The 20,073-nt window shown below is 47.9% G+C and carries 14 protein-coding genes; 4 read left to right on the top strand and 10 right to left on the bottom strand.

The genetic code is table 11. The features are described from left to right. Nucleotides 1–316 precede the first annotated feature (316 nt). The 3 genes from KTO58_RS07015 to KTO58_RS07005 all read right to left on the bottom strand — a co-directional run bounded on the left by KTO58_RS07015 (nucleotide 317) and on the right by KTO58_RS07005 (nucleotide 4,496). Entirely contained in the window at nucleotides 317–2,821 is a 2,505-nt protein-coding gene (locus tag KTO58_RS07015) for a TonB-dependent receptor (protein WP_198314989.1), read from the bottom strand. Nucleotides 2,822–2,983: 162 nt separating this feature from the next. Continuing rightward, a complete protein-coding gene (locus tag KTO58_RS07010) occupies nucleotides 2,984–4,066 on the bottom strand; it encodes a helix-turn-helix domain-containing protein (RefSeq protein WP_095840064.1) in 1,083 nt (360 codons plus the stop codon). Between the two features lie 52 nt (nucleotides 4,067–4,118). Next, a complete protein-coding gene (locus KTO58_RS07005) occupies nucleotides 4,119–4,496 on the bottom strand; it encodes an RNA 2'-phosphotransferase (protein WP_095840065.1) in 378 nt (125 codons plus the stop codon). A 69-nt stretch (nucleotides 4,497–4,565) separates the two neighbouring features. On the opposite strand from KTO58_RS07005, the gene KTO58_RS07000 reads away from it, so the two are divergent. Continuing rightward, nucleotides 4,566–4,772: a YwbE family protein gene (locus tag KTO58_RS07000; RefSeq protein WP_095840066.1), complete on the top strand. Its 207-nt coding sequence runs from the start codon at nucleotides 4,566–4,568 to the stop codon at nucleotides 4,770–4,772. Between the two features lie 125 nt (nucleotides 4,773–4,897). Here the strand turns inward: KTO58_RS07000 and KTO58_RS06995 are convergent, their stop codons facing one another. Both KTO58_RS06995 and KTO58_RS06990 read right to left on the bottom strand, forming a co-directional pair. Beyond that, on the bottom strand, nucleotides 4,898–5,689 hold the full coding sequence (locus tag KTO58_RS06995) for a M57 family metalloprotease (protein WP_095840067.1): 792 nt from the start codon (nucleotides 5,687–5,689) through the stop codon (nucleotides 4,898–4,900). 179 nt (nucleotides 5,690–5,868) lie between these two features. Next, nucleotides 5,869–7,731 (bottom strand): metallophosphoesterase, encoded by a 1,863-nt coding sequence (locus KTO58_RS06990; protein WP_095840068.1) that lies wholly within the window; start codon nucleotides 7,729–7,731, stop codon nucleotides 5,869–5,871. A 103-nt stretch (nucleotides 7,732–7,834) separates the two neighbouring features. Here KTO58_RS06990 and KTO58_RS06985 point away from each other — a divergent pair, with 103 nt between their 5' ends. Then, nucleotides 7,835–11,230 carry a DEAD/DEAH box helicase gene (locus KTO58_RS06985; protein ID WP_157753139.1) on the top strand — a complete coding sequence of 1,132 codons (3,396 nt, stop codon included), beginning with the start codon at nucleotides 7,835–7,837 and terminating at the stop codon, nucleotides 11,228–11,230. Nucleotides 11,231–11,232: 2 nt separating this feature from the next. On the opposite strand, the gene KTO58_RS06980 is transcribed toward KTO58_RS06985, so the two are convergent. Next, nucleotides 11,233–12,195: an ABC transporter ATP-binding protein gene (locus KTO58_RS06980; protein ID WP_225860102.1), complete on the bottom strand. Its 963-nt coding sequence runs from the start codon at nucleotides 12,193–12,195 to the stop codon at nucleotides 11,233–11,235. A 114-nt stretch (nucleotides 12,196–12,309) separates the two neighbouring features. Here KTO58_RS06980 and KTO58_RS06975 point away from each other — a divergent pair, with 114 nt between their 5' ends. Then, nucleotides 12,310–13,299, top strand: coding sequence for an MBL fold metallo-hydrolase (locus KTO58_RS06975; protein ID WP_198314990.1), 990 nt, complete (start codon nucleotides 12,310–12,312; stop codon nucleotides 13,297–13,299). A 4-nt stretch (nucleotides 13,300–13,303) separates the two neighbouring features. Here the strand turns inward: KTO58_RS06975 and KTO58_RS06970 are convergent, their stop codons facing one another. Together KTO58_RS06970 and KTO58_RS06965 are read right to left on the bottom strand one after the other, a co-directional pair. Continuing rightward, complete coding sequence (locus tag KTO58_RS06970; RefSeq protein WP_095840072.1) at nucleotides 13,304–16,810, bottom strand: eCIS core domain-containing protein; 3,507 nt, start codon at nucleotides 16,808–16,810, stop codon at nucleotides 13,304–13,306. A gap of 79 nt (nucleotides 16,811–16,889) precedes the next feature. Then, on the bottom strand, nucleotides 16,890–17,819 hold the full coding sequence (locus KTO58_RS06965) for a sterol desaturase family protein (RefSeq protein ID WP_095840073.1): 930 nt from the start codon (nucleotides 17,817–17,819) through the stop codon (nucleotides 16,890–16,892). Nucleotides 17,820–18,464: 645 nt separating this feature from the next. Between KTO58_RS06965 and KTO58_RS06960 the strand changes: the two genes are divergently transcribed. Further along, nucleotides 18,465–18,656 (top strand): hypothetical protein, encoded by a 192-nt coding sequence (locus KTO58_RS06960; protein ID WP_157753140.1) that lies wholly within the window; start codon nucleotides 18,465–18,467, stop codon nucleotides 18,654–18,656. An 81-nt stretch (nucleotides 18,657–18,737) separates the two neighbouring features. On the opposite strand, the gene KTO58_RS06955 is transcribed toward KTO58_RS06960, so the two are convergent. Together KTO58_RS06955 and KTO58_RS06950 are read right to left on the bottom strand one after the other, a co-directional pair. Continuing rightward, nucleotides 18,738–19,238: a DinB family protein gene (locus KTO58_RS06955; RefSeq protein WP_095841670.1), complete on the bottom strand. Its 501-nt coding sequence runs from the start codon at nucleotides 19,236–19,238 to the stop codon at nucleotides 18,738–18,740. A 345-nt stretch (nucleotides 19,239–19,583) separates the two neighbouring features. Beyond that, a complete protein-coding gene (locus tag KTO58_RS06950; RefSeq protein ID WP_095840075.1) occupies nucleotides 19,584–20,015 on the bottom strand; it encodes a VOC family protein in 432 nt (143 codons plus the stop codon). Between the last annotated feature and the right edge of the window lie 58 nt (nucleotides 20,016–20,073).

Genomic DNA, 20,073 nt, shown 5'->3' with positions numbered 1-20,073 from the left:
GTTCTATCCGGAGAGGAAACTGATGTCTAGCTGGCATTACCTCCAGTATATGTGATCAAGTTGGCAATTTATAACACAGGTCCCGGCCCTCCCTGAAGGTAAGGTAATACACACACGTAACTTATTAATGGTTAAAGGGAGTTTTCGCTCCTTGATGTCTAAAATACAATTAATCTTTATCACACAGTTGTGTTTGTCAAAGATTAAGCTAATATGACAAATATTTAATTACTATCCAGCTAAATTGAACAAGTTTCGATACGAAAAAAAGGACTGACTATGCAGCCAGCCCTACAAAATATGTCAGCCATTTCTGCTAAAACCTCCAGGTCACCTCTCCGCCAAACATCCGCGGCGCCCCGGGAACAAAAGTGGGGATATTAAATGTCTGACCGGAATTACCGGCGTCCATCAGATAACGTTGATTAAAAATGTTATTCATATAACAAGACCATTCCAATCCATATTTGCGAACAGCCACTCCTATACGTACATTGGCAATACCATATCCTGCCTGTTCAATACCGGGGTTGTTGGTATCCTCGAAAAACATATGTGAGCGATAGGTATAGGCGGGACGGAAAAAGCCCGAGAGCCTTTGTCCCAAAGTACCTGATAGCTCCGCTCCCAGCGTAAAGCTATGATCCGGTGTCAACCGGAAATGATTGCCGGCCAGCTGTTGCTTGTTACCTTTATTATCATAGTTATCAAATCGGGCATGTAACCAGGCATAGTTACCATAAAGTTGCAGGTGTCGTGTAACTGCATAACGCAGGGCCAGTTCTGCACCATAGGAACGGGCTTTCCCCCCATCTCTCATCACCAGCAAGAACTGCCCCGATGCAGTATCTGCCATATAACTCCTGGTCTGGAAGTTATTATACCTGGAGTAGAATATGCCCAGGTCAAAATAAAAGCGTGGCCCGAGATCTCCTTTCACTCCTAAGTCAAAACTGTTTAGTATTTCGGGCGCCAGCACTGTCGCACTGTTATCCGGATTAAACTGTATCACTTTAGCCCTCCTGCCTTTGGAATATCCTCCGTAGATATTCAGGGTAGGTGTCAACGCATATTTGAAAACGATCCTGCCCAGTAAGGTGGTGTAGGCTGTACTGTGTTTTACAGGGTTACGGGGCTTATATATGAGTCCGGGTTGATTCTTGGTCAGATATCCTACAATGGAAGGAGAGCCGCTCGTATATACGGCATTCTGCAACTCCAGCATATCCCTTACTGCCCGGAGGCCTCCACTCACCTCCAGGCGGGAGATCAGCTTATAAGTCCCGTCAGCAAATACCTCCAGCGAACTGTTGCGGGCATCGGATATCGACCGTTCCCGGTGATCTACTGGCAATAACTTCCCTGCTGCCGGTCCGTATTTTGGATCTGCCGGCATATTTTCCAGTAACACAGGGTTTCCTTTGGGGTCGATCATTTTATTTTTGTCAAGCCGCAACCACACGAAACTGCGCTCGTCAGGTGTAACATCATAAATGTCATGTACCTTTTCTGTCCAATAGCTGATCCCGCCAAATCCGTTGAAACCTTCTCCTGTTTTGATATTCAGTCGCACCTCCTGGTAGAATTGCTGCGCATGCGTATCCTGTATTACATCCAGCGCTTTGGCAGCGGCGCCATCCCCGTCAAAATGTTCCAGGCCGGTATTGTTACGATAGGCACTGATAGTAGTCAGCGCTAATTGCGGATTGAACTGGTGACGGATCGTTAAGATATGATCCTGGATCGTCTTCTCGGCACTTAATGCTTTCCCCTGATCTAGTGAAGCAACAAAAGCAAAAGGATCGATCACTCCCTGCTGGTTAGGATATGTTTTGCTGATAAAAGCAGTACCGGGTGCCTGATCTTCCTGGTAATTGGCTACATAGTCCATGGTAGTACTGCTGCTGGGTTGATAAGATAGTGATATACGTCCGGCTACGGTATGTTTCCCGTTGAGCGTACCACCGAAAGTATTCTCTACATAGCCATTCCGGTGATTAAAAGTACCAGCAGCCCGTATTAACAGCTTATCCTTATATAGTGGGGTATTAATGACTGCAGTATATACCTGTTGTCCATAATTGCCCCAACCTGCTGAGAGCATCCCTTCCCTGCGTGCTACCGGTCGCTGTGGGATAAAATGAACCGCGCCAGCTAAAGCTCCTTTCCCAAATAAGGTGCCCTGCGGGCCTTTCAACACTTCCACACCTGCCATGTCATAGACCTCAAATACGGAACCGATAGGCCGGCTGCTGGGAACATTATTAAAATAAACAGATACCCGGCTTTGAGATCCCGCACTGGCATCATCACTCGTCAGCCCACGGATCACAAACCCCGGGCGGTTAGTACTCTGTACCTGTATATTCAATCCGGGCACATATCCTGACAGCACGTCCAGGTCCCGGATGTTGTTCCGCTGCAGAAACTTTCCGTCCAGCACCGTTACTGCGGCTGGTACATCACGCGCTTGCTGTGCGCGTTTCTGTGCGGTTACAATCAAGCCTTCCAGTTGCAAAACCGCCTCCTGCAACCTGATCTGCACCTGCTGCTGTTGTCCGTTCTTAAAAACGACGGGTTCACGCACAGTAGTATACCCTACCAGGCTGACCTGTAAGGTATCTGCACCTGTTCGCATACCGGACACGTAGAACCGGCCGCTTTCATCTGTAACAGCCTGAGCCCTACGGCCCATACTGATACCGGCGCCGGGAAGTGGGCGACCTGCCTGGTCGGTGACAGTACCCGATAAAGAAGGGGACTGCTGTGCCTGCACGGCTAGGGATAGACAGCACAATAGCACTGCCGGGATCTTGTACATATGACGCATCTGCTTTTTGAGGCAAAACAAATGGAATACCAATACCATAACGACCTGACCTGTCGGTATGTACATCCCCTCTGCCACCCACGTACAACCTTGCAGGGCAATACGTCCAAATCGGCTAAGGCAGCGGATTCTACACCAGCAGATATCATGTTATCAAATTATGACCTTGTGCTGTTCGTAGTACTCGCTCGGGGTCATGCCCACAATCTTTTTGAAATTCTGGTTGAAACTGGACTTGGAGTTAAATCCACATTCATAGGCCAGCTGTAAAAAATTATCCGTATTTTCTTCTTGCAACATCAGCCGGCATATTTCCTGTACCCGCCATTCGTTAATATATTGAAAGAAGTTTTTACCAGATTGTTGATTCAATGCCTGCGACAGGTGGTGGCGCGGCAATGACAATTGTGTCGCCAGCTCATTCAGATTCAATCCCGCCTCTTTATATAATTGGGTACGCTCCATATGACCTTGCAATTTCTCATAACAATCAGCCAGGTAATCCTCTTCTAGCCCCGACTTCTCATATTTTACCTTGTCTGCCGGCGGTTCTGCTACAGGTACAGCCATGTGCATGACAGGTAATAACTGCCGCTCCGCCAGGTGAGAATAAATAAGTACCAGAAAAAGTAATAACAGCAACCAATAGTAACCGGGGATAAATATAGATGATAACCAGTCTACAAATACCTGCAACTGGCCAACCAACGCCACTGGCGCCTGTACCAACAATATCACCGCCAGCGTAACGGCCACGATCGTCCCGGTGGATGTCGACGGCTGCCGCTTGCGCGCTGCGGACAGCTGCGTTAATATAGCCAATGCATAAAATACCTGGAAAGGCAGAAAACAATACCTGATGGCCTGCGTATAAACCTGATTACTATCCCCCGTCCAGGCATGACGTACGATCAGCCACAGACAACAGCTTAGTAGCACCGCAAATGGCAGCAAATGTATCCACATACGCTGCTGCAGCACACTCCGCCCCAGCCTCGCACGGATATACAGGTAGATCAGCGGCGCATAAACAAAACAAAAGGGCATCACTATCAGCGGATATTCATGGTTACCAGGCAATAACCAGAGCAATAACATCTTCAGCAGCATATGAAAACTTCCCAGGCCTAGCAGGTAGACAAGGTAAATATTTACCTGTTCACGTAACAGGTGTTTGTAAAGCAGTACAGCAGCAAAAAGCAACTGGACAAGGGTTGCCATCAGAACTTGTTCCATATCAGGTATTAGTATACCCTAAATTCTGGAATTAATGTTACCGGATTATTAACTACTTGCCGTCCTCTGGCTGATAATTAAAATCAATATACCGGGGAGGTACATGATCCGTCAGCCATACCCCATTGTCTGACAAGAAAAAAACATGACCATCATGGAACATTTTTGCACTGTCGACGGACAAAATATAAGGGCGCCCCCTCCTGCCGCCTACTTTTTGCGCAGTAAGTAGTTCCGTTGACAAATGCACATGTTGCCGGGTCATCTTCAGTAGACCTGTTTCCCGGATACTATCCAGGAACCTGGATACCGTACCATGATACAATTGTGCGGGAGGCTGTTGTGCCTGCAAAGCCAGGTCTATCTTAACAGAATGCCCCTGGTTAGCCTGGCGCAAAGATACACCTCCCAAAGAGAGTAACGCTATCATTCATCAATGATCAATGTATATCGTCATTTTATGTAATTTTGCGGTTTTACCCGATCAATTTAAATATTCATGAGCGGTCAATACAGAAGAGATATATACCCTGGACTGGAAGTAGGTGTCATCCTTAAAAAGGATCAACGTACGAACAGAGTGACCTATGGCATCGTTAAAGACCTGCTGACATCTGCACCCTATCACTCCCGAGGTATCAAAGTCCGCCTGGAAGACGGACAGGTAGGACGGGTAACAGAAATAGTGGGAGATCCTGAAGAATAAAAAAACAGGCCTTACTACCCGAAGGAGAAGACCTGTCTGATAAAATAAGCCGTCATTACCACCCCGCTTCGCAGGATCATTCAATTACTTAGTAACCTTTTTAACGATCGTATGATCGTATCTGCTTATCTCGGATACAGGATCCTGATAGCGGTTACATCTCCACTGGTAAAGCCATTCCATGGCAATACAAATGAATTCATTACAGAGTTTGGATCGGAAGCAGGAGTGCCTTGGATAAACACGCCTTGATTCTGGTTGGTGTGCAGCAGACCAATGTTATGGCCCAGCTCATGTGTCAACGCAAATACTTTGGTACTTTGACCCAGACCATCATGATAACGGTTGATCTCTACCGTTGCTCCTGGTCTGCCATTAGAACCTGGCAGGTAAGCACGGGCTACCCAACCGGAAGCCTCATTAGAAAGATCTGTTACCGTAATATCCTGACCTGAGCTTACAAAAGTGAAACGCAGTTTGGACACACTGCTGACATTGCTGGCATTCCAGTTGGCGATAGCAGATACCAACGCATTGGACCAGCTGGAATTGGATACGGAATTACGCACTTTCACATTCGTGATATACGCATTCGATACCAGGTAAGTACCACGCCAATGCTCTGTGTTAGCACCGGCAGTTTGGTTCTTGTCGTAATGTTTTTGCAGCTCATCTTTGGTGATCAGCAGGTCTTCATTAGCTGTAAACAAACCTTTTTGTTCATCATAAGTGATGTTCGCTTTGTCTGCTCCTGTAGTTTTGCTGAGAAAATCTGTAAGGGTTTCTACACTGGCAACACTGATTTGTGGTTGGGTTTCGACAGTTGCTGCTTCTTTTTTACATCCGGTTGTACCTAAGGCTACGAGCAGGCCAGTTACACCGATGAGGGTTTTGAAATTGGTGATAATTGGGTTCATTGTTTACGGTTTAGTTCGAGGTCAAAGAATGATTAAAATGACAAATGATGCACGAAGGAGGTGGTTAACGGTTATCAAGATACGATATTTTTTGTTCCGTACAATATTTTATCTCGCCGCCACCACCGCGCCTCCCAGCCTGTTATCATTATGTGTACAACAAACACGTTAGCACACCATCAACGAAAGAACATACCCGTACCTGGCACATTGTTACTCCAAAAAGGCTGCCAGTCCATCTTCACAGGCTGCTGCCCTTTTCCTCGGTCTACCACCGTAATATTAAACCGTAAATATCGCCAATCCCTTCCCTGCTTCTCCGATAAATATGCCAGCGGAAATGATAACTCCGCCGTATAACCTCCGCGCGTACGACGATATTGCCCCTTAAATGCAGCAGGAATGAGATGCCGGTATACTAATGTTCCGGAATCCTGTGCTGGCACGATCCCCAGGTATCGCCACTCCCCTCGCAATTGCGCATCTATATCTGCCGTATTGAAAACACTCCGGCTGCTATCATTTCCGTCTATTGTGATAATGATCCCGTCCATCTCAATGGGTGCCGTAGCAGGTGGTATATAGAGGTCCTCATCCTTCACATCTACCGCTATATACACATTGGCAGTATCATATCGCAGATCAAATGCATAACGCAGCGGACTCTTCCCCTTCTTGTCTGCCACCTGGTAGGACAATCGCTCCCATTCATCCAAACGGCCATCTACAACTACCGGCGCCTGCACCCGACGTAGCGGATAACGCCTCAGCGGCTTCATTTTTATAGCCTGCTCCCAGTTGATCTCCGCACCTCCTTCCCGTAGAAAACGGCAATTCGCCATATACACCAATGTCGCCGCCGTATCAATAGCATAACGATGTAACGCCTGTACCGGTATCGTCACTTTTTGAGTGGTATGCGGCTCCGCCCGTACTTCCAACGATGGCAGCAAAGGCACATAATCAGCATTCGCCAGCGCCTGAAATGTCGCTACTAAAGGATACGGATGCTCGTTCGTGACCACCAGCGTCGCCTGAGAAAAGGATTGCATGTTGTTAAAATAAAGGGGCTGCAGATAAACCGGCGGACGACTGGCAAAAGAAGTAAATATCCGGGCAGTAGTATCCGTCACAAAGTCCGGTGCCAATATCCCATCCAACAACAAGTTGCTGATCACCGGTTGCCCGTTACGCCATGCTACCCTGGTTACATGATCCACTTCTCCGAATGCTTTCCCTTTCAGCCACGACACACCGCCCGTAGTCCCCAACACCAGGTACCGGCTGTCCTGCCTTACATAACTGGTGTACCGGTGAATATGCCCTGCAAACACCGTATGTCGACTTGCCGGTAGCAACCGCTCCAATGCCCCCCATTGTGGTGTATTGTCGTACAACCAAAGCGGCTGATGCATAAATACAAATGTCCATCGCACATCCTTATTCGCCGCTATCACATCCCGGAAATAAGCGTACTGCGCCGCTCCCACATCGGGTGCCTTACTACCCGGACTGTCCTCCGAATTCACACAGAGGAATAAACAGTCCTTGTAACGAAAATGATAATAAGCCGCTCCCATCCGCTGCTGCCACAACGAAGCCATCCCCGTATTGGAATAATCATGGTTGCCGGCTACATAATAAAAACGGGTATCCAACGCCCCTACCATACTATCCAGCTCTGCCCATTCCTGCTTCAAAAGCCGCCCATCCGTCTTATACCCTTCTATCAGATCCCCTACACTCATCACAAAATCAGGTTGTAACAGGTTCACCTTGCTGATGCCGGCTTCAAATACACCTTCCCGGTGACTTCCCGTACGGTCCGCCATAATGACGAACTGAAAATCACCGGTATCTTCCCGGATCACTTTATTCGTATAAGGCTGCTGCGCCAACAACGATAAGCCGATGTTTAACAGCATCACCAATAACAGACTATAACGCACAAGTGAAGATCTCAGATAATACATGCCTTTTTTCTGCAAATCAAAAAGAACCGAACCTGCTGTACGACCTCCCCGTTCGGCCTCCTTTTTCATTCGTACAACCTTGTCGGCACATCCGCTTAATACATTAATTATCAACACATACTGTCAATATTAAGAAAACGTTATCCCACTACTGGAAGAATATTTGATACTTTTGCCCTTGCTCAGTAACATGGTACATCACTCGCTACATAATGACGAATACATCATCCGGCAATTCGACTTCGGATCCTGGGAAATGCAATGGCTCTCCGATACCACCACAGCGCCGTCTCCGTATCTCCTCTTTACGCCCACTCAGCTGGAGGAAGACCTGGGCGTATTTGTCAGCGAACACGGCACAATGGTCAACACTACCGTACAGGTGAAAAAACAGGACGACGACCTCCTGTTATCCTGTAGCTGCCAACAACCAAAAGACCAGCTATGCGAACACCAGCAGGCAGTGCTCTATAACATCACCAGGAGAGAAAGCTATCGTATCTTCTTTGACGATCACTTACGTCACGAAAAAGTCAGCGCAGTGGCCAAAGATTACGGCATGGAGCATATGAAGGACCTCATGTCCTATTTCAAAGTGTCTTATAACGACGGACAGGTCAATATCATACCTCGTACCAGCAACCTGCTGCCCGTTACGGATGAAAGCCTGCAACAGCTGTCCTCCCTCCTGCTGTCTTCCTCGCCGATGCCACCGGATACAGATCACACAGGCGACGTAGCCGCTACCCGCCTGCTCGTCATCCGCCAACATAAATATTATAGACATGTGGTAGCTGAACTCTATACCGCAGCGACCACTAAAGAAGGAAAGGTCAAAAATCCACTCTCAGCCGTCAACCCGCTCGATGTCATCTGGGAAAAAGAAGACCCGGCCGCACTGAAATGTTACACCGCCATCTCCAGGTTACAAAACAACATCGACAACAAACAGATAGCGACCGTCATCCAAAATCTTAAAGCGATCATCCGCAATCCAGACAAGCTACCTATATATTATCACGACGCTGCAGCAGCAGAAAATGTAACCGCAACCAACATCGTACCCATACAGTTCAGTACCGATGAGATGCAGGTCAAACTAAGCGTTGACAAAGAAGGGGAATTTTATGCATGGTCCGGGCAGCTGCACATCCGGGATCGCAGTTACTCGCTATACGAACTGGATATACGCTTCGGATATTTCATGCACGATGCAGGCACCTTCTTCCTGGTAGATCAGCTGAGCACCCTGCAGCTCATACAGTTCTTCCGGAAGCGGCCAGGCAGACTACTGATTCATCAATCCAAGTACCAGGCCTTCCGTAATGCCTTGTTACATAAAATAGCATTACATACCCCCGTCGAGTACAAACATATTCCACCAGCTACCAATGACCAGCTCCGCCAATACGGTTTCCAGCAAGCGCCGGAACGTTTCATCTACCTGTCCGACTTCGGCCCTCATGTAATGCTGATACCCATCATGCGATACGGCGATGTCGAAGTATCCGTACGTTCTAATCAGCAGGTGTATGGCGTCGACCACAAAGGCAAAGAATTCATGGTTAAAAGAGAGGATGCAGCCGAAAAAGACTTTATTTCGCTCATCGTCCGCCAGCATCCGTTCTTTATGGAACAGGCACAGGAGAAGTCGATAGATTATTTCTACTTGCATAAAAAACGGTTCCTCGACGATGCCTGGTTCCTCGATACTTTCGAACGCTGGCGCCAGGAAGGTATACAGATACTGGGCTTCAACGAACTTTCAGATAATAAACTCAGCCAGTACAAACCCGAAGTGAAAGTACAAGTGATCAGTGGGGTCAACTGGTTCGATACCCGCATAGATGTACGCTATGGTAAGAAGAAAGCCTCCCTCAAACACCTGCACAAAGCTGTCCGCGACAAACGCAGGTATGTACAGCTCGACGATGGTACTATAGGCCTGCTGCCAGCCGAATGGCTCGAACGTTTTGATGCCTATTTCAAATCAGGTGATATCGGCCCCGACGACCTGCTGCATACCTATAAGATCAATTTTTCGTCCATAACTGCCTTGTATGAGGAAGAAGTATTGTCCGCAGAGGTACAAACAGAGATCAGGGCCTATGAAGAAAAGTTAAGCAACTTCGATGCCATCCCGGCCATCCCCGTACCTGCCGCCTTACAGACCACCCTCCGCCCCTATCAGCAACTGGGCCTCAACTGGCTTAACTTCCTGGATGATTGCAACTTCGGTGGCTGCCTGGCAGACGATATGGGTTTAGGCAAAACCATCCAGATCATCGCCTTTATCCTCTCCCAGCGGGAAAAAGTATCACACAATACCAACCTGCTGGTAGTACCCTCCTCCCTGATCTTCAACTGGCAACAGGAACTGCAGAAGTTCGCACCTTCCATCCACGTCCATACCATCTATGGAGCCGATAGAGCGAAAAATACAGCAGTATTTGATCAACACGAGGTAATACTCACCACCTACGGCACCTTGCTGGCAGATATCACCTTCCTGAAAACATATGTCTTTAATTACGTCTTCCTCGATGAATCACAGCATATCAAAAATCCTGGCTCCCAACGCTATAAGGCAGCCAGGCTTTTACAGTCCCGCAACAAGATCGCCATCACCGGCACTCCCATCGAAAACAATACCTTCGATCTCTATGCACAACTGTCATTCGCCTGTCCCGGCCTGCTGGGCAACAAACAGTACTTTAAGGATATCTATTCCTCCCCGATAGACAAATTCAAAGACAGTAGACGCGCTAAAGAACTGCAAACCCGCATAAAACCTTTTGTACTTCGTCGTACCAAACAACAGGTAGCCACCGAACTACCGGAGAAAACAGAAATGGTATTGTATTGTGAAATGAAACAGGCGCAACAGGAGATCTACCATAAGCATGAAGAAGAGATCAGGGAAATGATCAAAACCTCCATGGCTGACGACAGTACTAAAACGCCCATGCATATACTGAAAGGTCTGATCAGGCTGCGCCAGATATGTGATGCACCCGTACTAGTAAAAGATGAGGTAAAAACAATCAATGACTCCGCCAAACTGGATATGCTCCTGGAACAGATACAGAGCAAATCCCCGCAACATAAAATACTTGTATTCTCTCAGTTCGTCGGCATGCTCGAACTTGTCAAAGCCGCATTGGAAGAATTATGCATCGGCTACTGCTGGCTATCAGGAAAAACCCTGCAACGGGGTAAGGTAGTGAATGAATTCCAGGAGAATCCCGAAAAACGCGTGTTCCTCATCAGCCTCAAAGCAGGGGGCACCGGCCTCAACCTGACTGCCGCCGACTATGTCTATATCATAGAACCCTGGTGGAATCCGGCCGTCGAACAACAAGCAATCGACCGCTCTTACCGCATCGGCCAGGAAAAACATGTAGTCGCCGTCCGGCTCATCTGCCCCGATACAATAGAAGAGAAAATAGTCAAATTACAAACCAGCAAAAAAGACCTTGCTGACGATCTCATACAAACCGATAGCGCGCTACTGGCTACACTCAACAAAGCAGCACTGCTGTCGCTGCTGCAACACGATCCGCATTAACACTACAGGAACCAATGATCCTCTTCCGGAATACCAAGGTACACCATACCACCCTTTTTTACCACGCCTACCGGTGTCCGCACCACCAGCGATAGTTCCCCCACATTCACCTGCACTTCCTCATAACTGCCATACCAGGTGATCCGCGTCGCCTTACCTGCCAGTACACCTTTCGCTTTGGATACCACCCGCAGCTGCTCCGGACGCAGGAACAGCCGTTTCCCCGCCGGCAATCCCGCGATGAGTGCCGTATCGATCAGGTTGTAAATACCCAGTAATGCCGCTACATACTCATCCACTGGCTGATGATACAACACCTGGGGGGCCCCCTGCTGTACCACCTTACCCGCCCGCATAATCAACAACAACTCCGCCCAGGAAAGTATGTCCAGCGGATCATGAGATACCAATATACAGGTCGTACCCAACCGTTCGCTGACATCGGCGATCACCGACTTCAGAATACCTTTATGGATCATATCCAGGTTGGAGTATGGCTCATCGAGCAACAACAACCTGGGATTGGTCACCAGCAGCCGCGCCAGCGCAATACGCTGCTTCTCTCCACCCGATACCTGCTCCGTACGACGCTGCAGTAAATGACTGATCCGGCATACCTCATAAACTTTCTCCGCTTCCCCTACCGGCAATTTATCGGCATAAGACAATACCTCTTCCACATAGTAATTATGCCGCAACTCAAAATGCTGCGACAGGTAAGCGATCCCCGGATGACCGGGTATCAACACATCCAGCGGCCCCTTCACCTTGTTACCTTCAAACAATACCTGCCCGGCATCCAGTTGCACCAACCCGCCGATCGCTTTCATCAACGTACTCTTACCCGAACCCGTCTCACCAGCAATGGCAATATGCTGCAATGGCAATTGCGTAAAACTGATATCCTGCAATACATACTGCTCCCCCTGCTTTTGCTCCGCGGCTACTACCTGTAAAAAACTCATATCTGCTGACGCTCGTTTATAGCTGAATAAATGATCACCTTTGTCAAGGCATAAAAACAAAGGTAGCAGTAAAATCCGCTATTTTTGCATATTCACCTGTAAATACGACGGATAGTGAACTACATACAGAATAGTGAATTACAGACCATCAAACCAGGCTGGCCAGGCACACCCTTAACTGCCGATGGACGATTTGTCAATCACGAATTCCCCTTCATCCCCCGCCTCTGGGACGTATTAAAATGGAAATGGGGCCCGCAGCCACAAAAACTGGAAAAACAACAGGATACCTTCCGCCTCCAGACCTATACCGATACCCGCTTTCTGCAGCAGGAAGAAGACTGTATAGTATGGCTGGGACATGCCTCTTTCTACATCCGGATAGCAGGCATACGTATGCTGATAGATCCCATCTTCTTTAAAGTACCTTTCGTTAAACGGTATACGCCACCGCCCTTCCCTGCCGAAGTATTCAAAGACCTCGACTACCTGCTGATTTCTCACGATCACCAGGATCATTGCCAGAAAAAATCTGTCCGGGCCGTCATCTCCGGTAATCCCGCCATCACAGTACTCACCGGCCTCCGCATGGAGACCCTCCTACGCCAGTGGATAGGCAATACCAAATTACAGACCGCCGGCTGGTACCAGCAATACCACACACCTGCACCACTGCAGATTTACTTCCTGCCATCCCGACACTGGAGCAGACGCGGACTAAATGATACGAATAAACGACTATGGGGAGCTTTTGTATTAAAGAGTGAAAACAAAACAATTTATTTCAGCGGAGATACCGGTTATGGCGATCACTTTAAAACCGCACACATCTTATTCCCACACATCGATGTAGCTATCATCGGCGCCGGTGCATATAAACCCGAATGGTTCATGTCCCCCGCCCACATCTCCCCGGCCAATGCAGTAATCGCTGCCAACGAGCTAATGGCGAAAGTACTCATTCCTATGCACTATGGCACCCTGGACCTCAGCGACGAACCTGTAGGCGAACCGCTGCGGGAACTCCAACGTATGCAGCAGGAAGGATTACTACATGGTAGCTTGCACGCCTTGCAATCCGGTGAAGTATATACCGGCTGGTAATACCCTACGCTTGAACCTTATCCGCCAACATCTGCGCCCAGGCATCCTTACTGCTAGTAAGGTCGCCACCGGTGTTATCGATCACCGGCAGCTTGTTAAGCCCCTGCGTATGGAAGGAATAATGTTGCAGCGCCTTGTACATATACATACGACTGATACGACCGTTACCGTCTTCAAATGGATGGATAGCAACCAGGTCCTGCTGCAGGTTAGCCGCCAGCCCGGCAACCTGCCGGTTATAACTCCTCACATTCACCTGCCCCGTACCAAGAAGTAGCATAAACTGTTGATGGCCGTTTGTAAACCCTGCTCTATATTGCTGTAGTGTTGTCGTAAGCGCCTGAGACACCTCTCCGCTGTTGCTATGCGGATAAAAGACATCATACCGGATCTGTTGTCCCGGCTTCAACGCCGGCAGTAATGCTTGCAGATCGCCTAAAGCACAGCTAAAATACCTCTTATTGAGAATCTCATCTTCTATTTCCGATACCCAGTTCGCATCTAACTTATCCTCCCAGTCATCTACCAGCGCCGATTTCGGAAAACGCGGATTCACATTTAATCCTTTCTGCTGCAAAGCTAGTACCTCCGGATCAGTCAGCTCATACCCGTTGGGATCCCCCCAACCACTATAGTCGTCGCGGAGCGCATTCTTACCGAGCAGTTTTTTCGCCAGCGACATAAATCCCTGTATCGTCCATAACTCACCCAGGGCCTGCACATTCTCCTGTTGCCGCAATACCGACTGCCACTGCCGGAACTTATGCAAACCGTACAACTCCTTCGGATGGTGAATACCACTGCGTAACGTTTCTATTCCCTGCCCAAAAGCTTCCTGAGAAGTCCATTGACTGGAAGTATTGTATTTATCAATACCGGTATCATAATGCGATTTGTCAATAAAGGTCTTTACCTCCTGTACCTCCAGTTGAGTAGTGCCGATCGCCTGCTGCAAAGTCTCCTCCGTCAACGGCGGGCCTGATGGCGGCAACTCTTTTAATATATAGGCAATACCGTTATTCCCATGTTGCTGTCTATGCTCGACCACAAATCTTACATAAGGAGGGAACAATACCTCCCGCTGATACCATTTCAACTTGCCGGCCAGCAATTGCACATCCTTACCGGTATACATACTATTGATAATATACAGGGTACCGCTTCCCTGCCGGTCAAACTGTGCGCCGAATCGCGGCGCCCTCGCCGCACTCCATAAAGTACCTGGCGAAATCACCTCCCCAGGCACAAAATTCTGCACATCTTTCTCCTGCCTATATACCCATCCCTCATATACCGGCAACGCCTCCAATCCCCGGATAGCCCCCTGGACAGTCTTAAATACTTCCTGATCCCCTACCTCCCAGGGTGCATCCAACGTATTGCTGATCTTTGTATAACTACCGCTAATATATTTGTTGATACCGTATGCACCGGAAATATCAGTTGCTACCAGCGCATCCACCTCATCTTTCTTATCCTCTACAGAAGAACCAAAATCATATTCACCTAAACCTTCCGATATCTTAGCGATACTTTCTTTTAAAGTCTCGCCACTCACCCCACTTACATAAGGTCCCGCCAGCGTACTGCCGTCCTCCCTGTCTTCCGGTGCCGTCAGCGCCGTATTGATGCCTGCCGCCCATCCCGAACCACCTGTATCATAAAGACCTCCCCATACCATTTTAAGTAATAAATATGCAGGTGGATTCCCTTCAAATCTGGCCTGCAGTTGCTGATAGTAATCGCTTCGCTGATCTTCATTTTCCTGCTCCAGTTGCTTAATAGCCGCCAGATCTTCGTCACTCGTCTCCGCTACCAATACATCCGGTTCCGAAGCAAACCAGGTATCTTTCTCTTTTACACGTCGCGTACCTTCCTTCAGCGAATTAATACCCCTCGCGATAGCATTAATAACGAAATCCGGCACTTTGCCTACTAATGCCCGCAACTCATCTATATTCCCGTGCAACGCCCTGGCCAGTATGGTAAGGTGTTCGCTGTTCAGCAAATCAGATAACTTAATAGCCCAACCCATCTTCTCCATCACATTGCCAGGTATCAGATCATAAATGGCAATCCCTTCCTGATCGAATGGCATCAACGAACTTACCGATCGCAACACCTCGTAAAGGGTCATCCCATGCTCCAGGTGCATATAGGCAAATAGCACCCACCGGCATTTCACTTTATCCGCATTATTCATCGTTTCCAATATAGCCACCAGCCGGTTGTCCGTTCCTTTGCTCACATGATTGTCCGCTGTACGGTTGGCTTCCACATAATGCGAATCAATCAGTAATCCTCCTCCATTATCAAAAGTAGGTTCTGTCTCTTGTTTCGAATCTATATTCGTACCGGGATGCTTGTCAATAGACCCTCCTATCATCGCATTGATGTTGACCACCTGCTGATCGAAATGTTTACTCTGATCCCGTATAGAAGTTAGTGGCGTACGTGGAACATTCAACATATGATACAGTTGACTGGCTTGCATATATAGCGCTCCCTCCTCACTGACAATTAACTTGGCTAGATGGGTCTCCACCCCGGGGCGCTGATTAGCCAGGATATCCCTGGCCAATGCTAACACTTGCTCCTGCTGCACCCGGTTCAACGTATTAAAAGTGATCGCTACAGGAAACAAGGGCACCGGTTGCGATTGCCGTTGCCGTTGCGGCTGTTGCTGCCTCACAGGCGATACCCCTCTCAGTTTCACCGGTTTCTTCTGCAGGCGAAGGGCTTTCTTATTATCCCGTACCGTAGTCGGCTTCGTCACCTTTTTCTTTGGCGGCGTAGGTCTTACCCGCCGCTGCGGTTTTAATGTCAGCGTGCCATCGTTCGCACGACCGGACGAATACACATATATCGCCCCGGTCGCACTATGCTTGTACGTACCGTCCGACAACGCCCGGAACCGCATCCTTTTCTTACGGTTACCTTTCACATACGCATCCACCCGCTGCACCACCGGCCCCATAGATACCCCACCCGCCGGCGATGGCATAAACGATACCGGCGCCGATACCGACAGCGCCTTACCTCCCATCACTTCCGCTTCCCGCTCCAATCCCTGATCATCATTCACCGGTACGCCGGCCTGTAGCTGCCGCGTCGCCGCTACCCGCCCCTGCCGCTGCTGCACCACATGCCACGCCTCATGTGGCAAATGACGCTCCTCCCCAGGTCCAAGGTGTATATCGTTACCTTGCGCATAGGCCAATGCCTCCAGCTGAGCTGGCTTATCAGAATTGTAATGCACCTTCACTCCGGAAAGATCCATCCCGGATAAATATTCTACACCACTCTTCAGCTGATCCGGCATACCAGTATCATTGCTACCAGGCACTGAAGAAACAGGTGGAGAAACAGAAGTGGAAGTAGCAGCTGGCGTAACAGCCTGCCGCTGTAAAGGAACCGCATCGCGGGATATTCCCTGCGGAGCTATATGATCTGCCACGGCTTGGGATGGCCGGCTGACAGGCGTCGGGGTAATATTTTTCTCAACAGACATAGGGAATAGCATGACTAAACACCTTTCAAATTACTCATTTTCAGGCGTAATCAAAAATGCTATCCCCCTATTATTATCGCTAACTAAAAGTCGGTAAACTATTCGCTGGCGCAATACCAGCCTCATCCTCCTTCAACTGCCGCTGCATCTTCTTGGCAGTCAACGTGGTATCATCATGACTCCATCCCGGCGCGTAAAAGATATACTTCAACTTCTCCATAAACCGGCCCGTCCGCTTCATATCCTTCCGCAAAGCAATGAACTCATGGAAAATGATATTACTAGGCCCCTTATCCTCCAATGGCTTAAATAAACCATAAGCCACCTTATCCTCCGGCAACTCCTCCTGGAAAGTACCAAACATACGGTCCCAGAGAATAAACAACATTCCCATGTTCTTATCCAGGTAACGCACATTACGCGCATGATGCACCCGGTGATGGGAAGGCGTCACAAAAATATATTCTATGATAGGATGCAGCTTGCCAATCGTCTGCGTATGTACCAGGTTGCCATATATCTGCGTCACAAAATACGCAATCATGATATCCACCGCATTATATCCCATCAAAGCCAACGGCACAAAAAAGAACATACGGTAAAGCGGCTCAAACACCGTCGAACGGAATCCCGTCGTCAGATTAAAATGCTCAGAAGAATGATGCGTAACATGCACCGCCCAGAAAAAACGGCTGATATGACCCACATAATGCAATAACCAATACAGGAAATCCTGCATGATCACTAATACCGCCCAGTATAAAAACACATTCGGTATAACAAATAAACGGAAATTACGGTAGCAATAATCCAAGAGTAAAAACGAAGCCACCTTCACACAGGCATTTACCACGAAGTTAACAGCGCTCAGGTAAATATTCGTCCAGGTGTCTTTCCAGGTATATAACTTCCTATCATGTTTGTGGCTAAAATACATCTCAGCCAGACTGAGAAGAATGACCATACTGAACAAGTAAGTGATAGTCAAACTCAAATGCTGCTCTGTCATAGATACTAATACTATTCTAGTTGTTTTCTTTAATGCTGCGTCCTCGTTCCATACTGGTGATCATGACAGCCCATAACGGATCTTAGTTCAAGTAGTGGTTTCCCATGGCTGCATATAGGTCGCAAATACGTCGCAATAATAACGGACGGAAATAGTTTTACCCCTATTCCACTTGCCAAAAAGTAAAATTATATAAAATATCTATACGTGTATATTAAGATTACCTTAAAATACAACGCAATAGGTCATTATTATCTTGTATCCATCGACCAGAATAACCGCGCAGCACCGGCCTGCGATGCCCGGACCCCAGCAGCACAGGTGCAAAAATCCATCACCATCCACACGCCCCGCTGTCCACATACAAAAAAAAATAATGATCGTCCCGGTGCGCATCCACGCGCATAATATCAACAGTATATACCTCCTGTAAATACCGCAATACCAATGGTACCGATCCACTCCCATCCAATACATGTACCGGTATCTCCATCCGCCGCTCGTCTGCTTTATAGCGTTAAGGTAACCCTAACACTAATAAAATCTTTTGATATTTTATATGCCCAATATGAATAAATATTCTTTATCTTCATCACCCTATCCAACGTCGGATAAATCATTTTTCCCAAGTTTTAAAACCCACTTATGAAAAAGCAAAGTTTGAACAACAACGCCAAAAAGTTATCCTTAAAAAAAGTCATCATCGCCCCCCTGTCACAAGACAATACCGCTATGCGTGGTAATGCAAGCAGAGGTTGCGTTAGCATCGGTTTAACTTGCATCGATTGCACCCCATCCCTGTCCGGATGCCCTTCTGTTTTTGTTTGCGAATCCTAAGATTATTAAAACAAACAGACACTAAACGGCCGGCAACTCATTTACTGAATTGCCGGCCGTTGTATTAGATGGCTTCCGTAATTAATTACGATCCCAGAATGGATGTGGCTCCAAACCCAGCGAACGATAATACACATACGCCTGCCCACGGTGATGCACCTCGTTGTCAATAAAATAAAGTACCAGCGAATAGATCTTGTCCTCGTAAGCCCCGAAAGCTTTATCCGTCTCATGAAAACGCTCCGCTTTTATCCCGGGCCACACCGCCTCTATCAACGCCGTCTGCTCATCCCAAACCTGCAACAACCCTTCCTTCGTATCCGGCACCGCCTTTTTGTCAAGTTCTACCTGCTCCCAACCTTCTCCCGCAATCCCACGCACCCCACGGGTAATGCCGATCAACTCGTGCAACAGATGCCCGAATGAACGCATCCCGGCGATCGAATGCGTAAATAATTGCTCCTCCGGGTACCCCTCGATCAACCTGCGTGTCAAACGACGGTGCCCCTGCCAATGTTCCTTCAATTCTTCCGGTGTAATAAATGCAACCGCTGATGTGCTTACTAAGGTGTTGTTCTCCATATTCATTAAGATTTAAAATGATTTACAGTAAATGGACAACACAAAGAAAGAAACAGGGTGTGACAACCCTATGTCAGCAGCCCCTCGATAATTTTTTTTCGCCGCTCCTATAGCTCTCCTGTATCATTCCTATACCATTCGTATAATCATTGTATAAGCTAGGCATATAGTTGCATATACAATCACTATACAACGCTTATACAACCTATATGCAACAAAACTGCAACAAGCTGGCTTTCAAACAGATAATTAAATACAAAATATCCAACATACATTCTTCATTGAAAATAAAAGACAGGCCACCCGACCTGCCTTTCAATATCAAAGATGCAATTAACGCCCCCCCTAAGACTGCGTACCGTAATCATAGTTCACCATCCAGGAAATACCAAACCTGTCCGTCACCATACCAAAATACGCATTCCAGTCCTGCTTATCCAGTGGCATCGTTACTTCCCCACCCGCAGACAGCTTGTTAAAAATATCAGCCGTCTCCTCTTCACTCTCCGGCGACAAACACAAGTGTACATTGTTCCCCGGCGTACAGGTCTGCCCTAACGATGGCAACGCATCCGTCGCCATAATCATATTGTCCTGCCCGATCCTCAACGCCACATGCATCACCTTATTCCGTTCCTCCGCCGGCAGCTGCTCACCGAACGGAGTATCCGAAAACCGTTGCAGCCCCAGCAACTCCCCACCAAATACAGTCTGGTAAAATTGAAATGCCTCCTCCGTAGTACCCGGAAAATTGAGATAAGGATTGATCGCTTTCATAATCATTTGTTTTATGTTACCCCAAAGCTAGAGAGATATCTGCGCTCACAACGGTCGT

The organism is Chitinophaga pendula (assembly GCF_020386615.1).
Taxonomy (GTDB): domain Bacteria; phylum Bacteroidota; class Bacteroidia; order Chitinophagales; family Chitinophagaceae; genus Chitinophaga; species Chitinophaga pendula.
This window is presented reverse-complemented; position numbering and strand designations above follow the sequence as displayed.

Bases quoted from the DNA above. Each gene is read 5' to 3' on its own strand.
- KTO58_RS06955 (WP_095841670.1), bottom strand. From the start codon at position 19,238: ATGGAGAACAACACCTTAGTAAGCACATCAGCGGTTGCATTTATTACA.
- KTO58_RS07015 (WP_198314989.1), bottom strand. From the start codon at position 2,821: ATGTACAAGATCCCGGCAGTGCTATTGTGCTGTCTATCCCTAGCCGTG.
- KTO58_RS06970 (WP_095840072.1), bottom strand. From the start codon at position 16,810: ATGTCTGTTGAGAAAAATATTACCCCGACGCCTGTCAGCCGGCCATCC.
- KTO58_RS07005 (WP_095840065.1), bottom strand. From the start codon at position 4,496: ATGATAGCGTTACTCTCTTTGGGAGGTGTATCTTTGCGCCAGGCTAAC.
- KTO58_RS06990 (WP_095840068.1), bottom strand. From the start codon at position 7,731: ATGAAAAAGGAGGCCGAACGGGGAGGTCGTACAGCAGGTTCGGTTCTT.
- KTO58_RS06995 (WP_095840067.1), bottom strand. From the start codon at position 5,689: ATGAACCCAATTATCACCAATTTCAAAACCCTCATCGGTGTAACTGGC.
- KTO58_RS06965 (WP_095840073.1), bottom strand. From the start codon at position 17,819: ATGACAGAGCAGCATTTGAGTTTGACTATCACTTACTTGTTCAGTATG.
- KTO58_RS06980 (WP_225860102.1), bottom strand. From the start codon at position 12,195: ATGAGTTTTTTACAGGTAGTAGCCGCGGAGCAAAAGCAGGGGGAGCAG.
- KTO58_RS06950 (WP_095840075.1), bottom strand. From the start codon at position 20,015: ATGAAAGCGATCAATCCTTATCTCAATTTTCCGGGTACTACGGAGGAG.
- KTO58_RS07010 (WP_095840064.1), bottom strand. From the start codon at position 4,066: ATGGAACAAGTTCTGATGGCAACCCTTGTCCAGTTGCTTTTTGCTGCT.
- KTO58_RS07000 (WP_095840066.1), top strand. From the start codon at position 4,566: ATGAGCGGTCAATACAGAAGAGATATATACCCTGGACTGGAAGTAGGT.
- KTO58_RS06960 (WP_157753140.1), top strand. From the start codon at position 18,465: ATGAAAAAGCAAAGTTTGAACAACAACGCCAAAAAGTTATCCTTAAAA.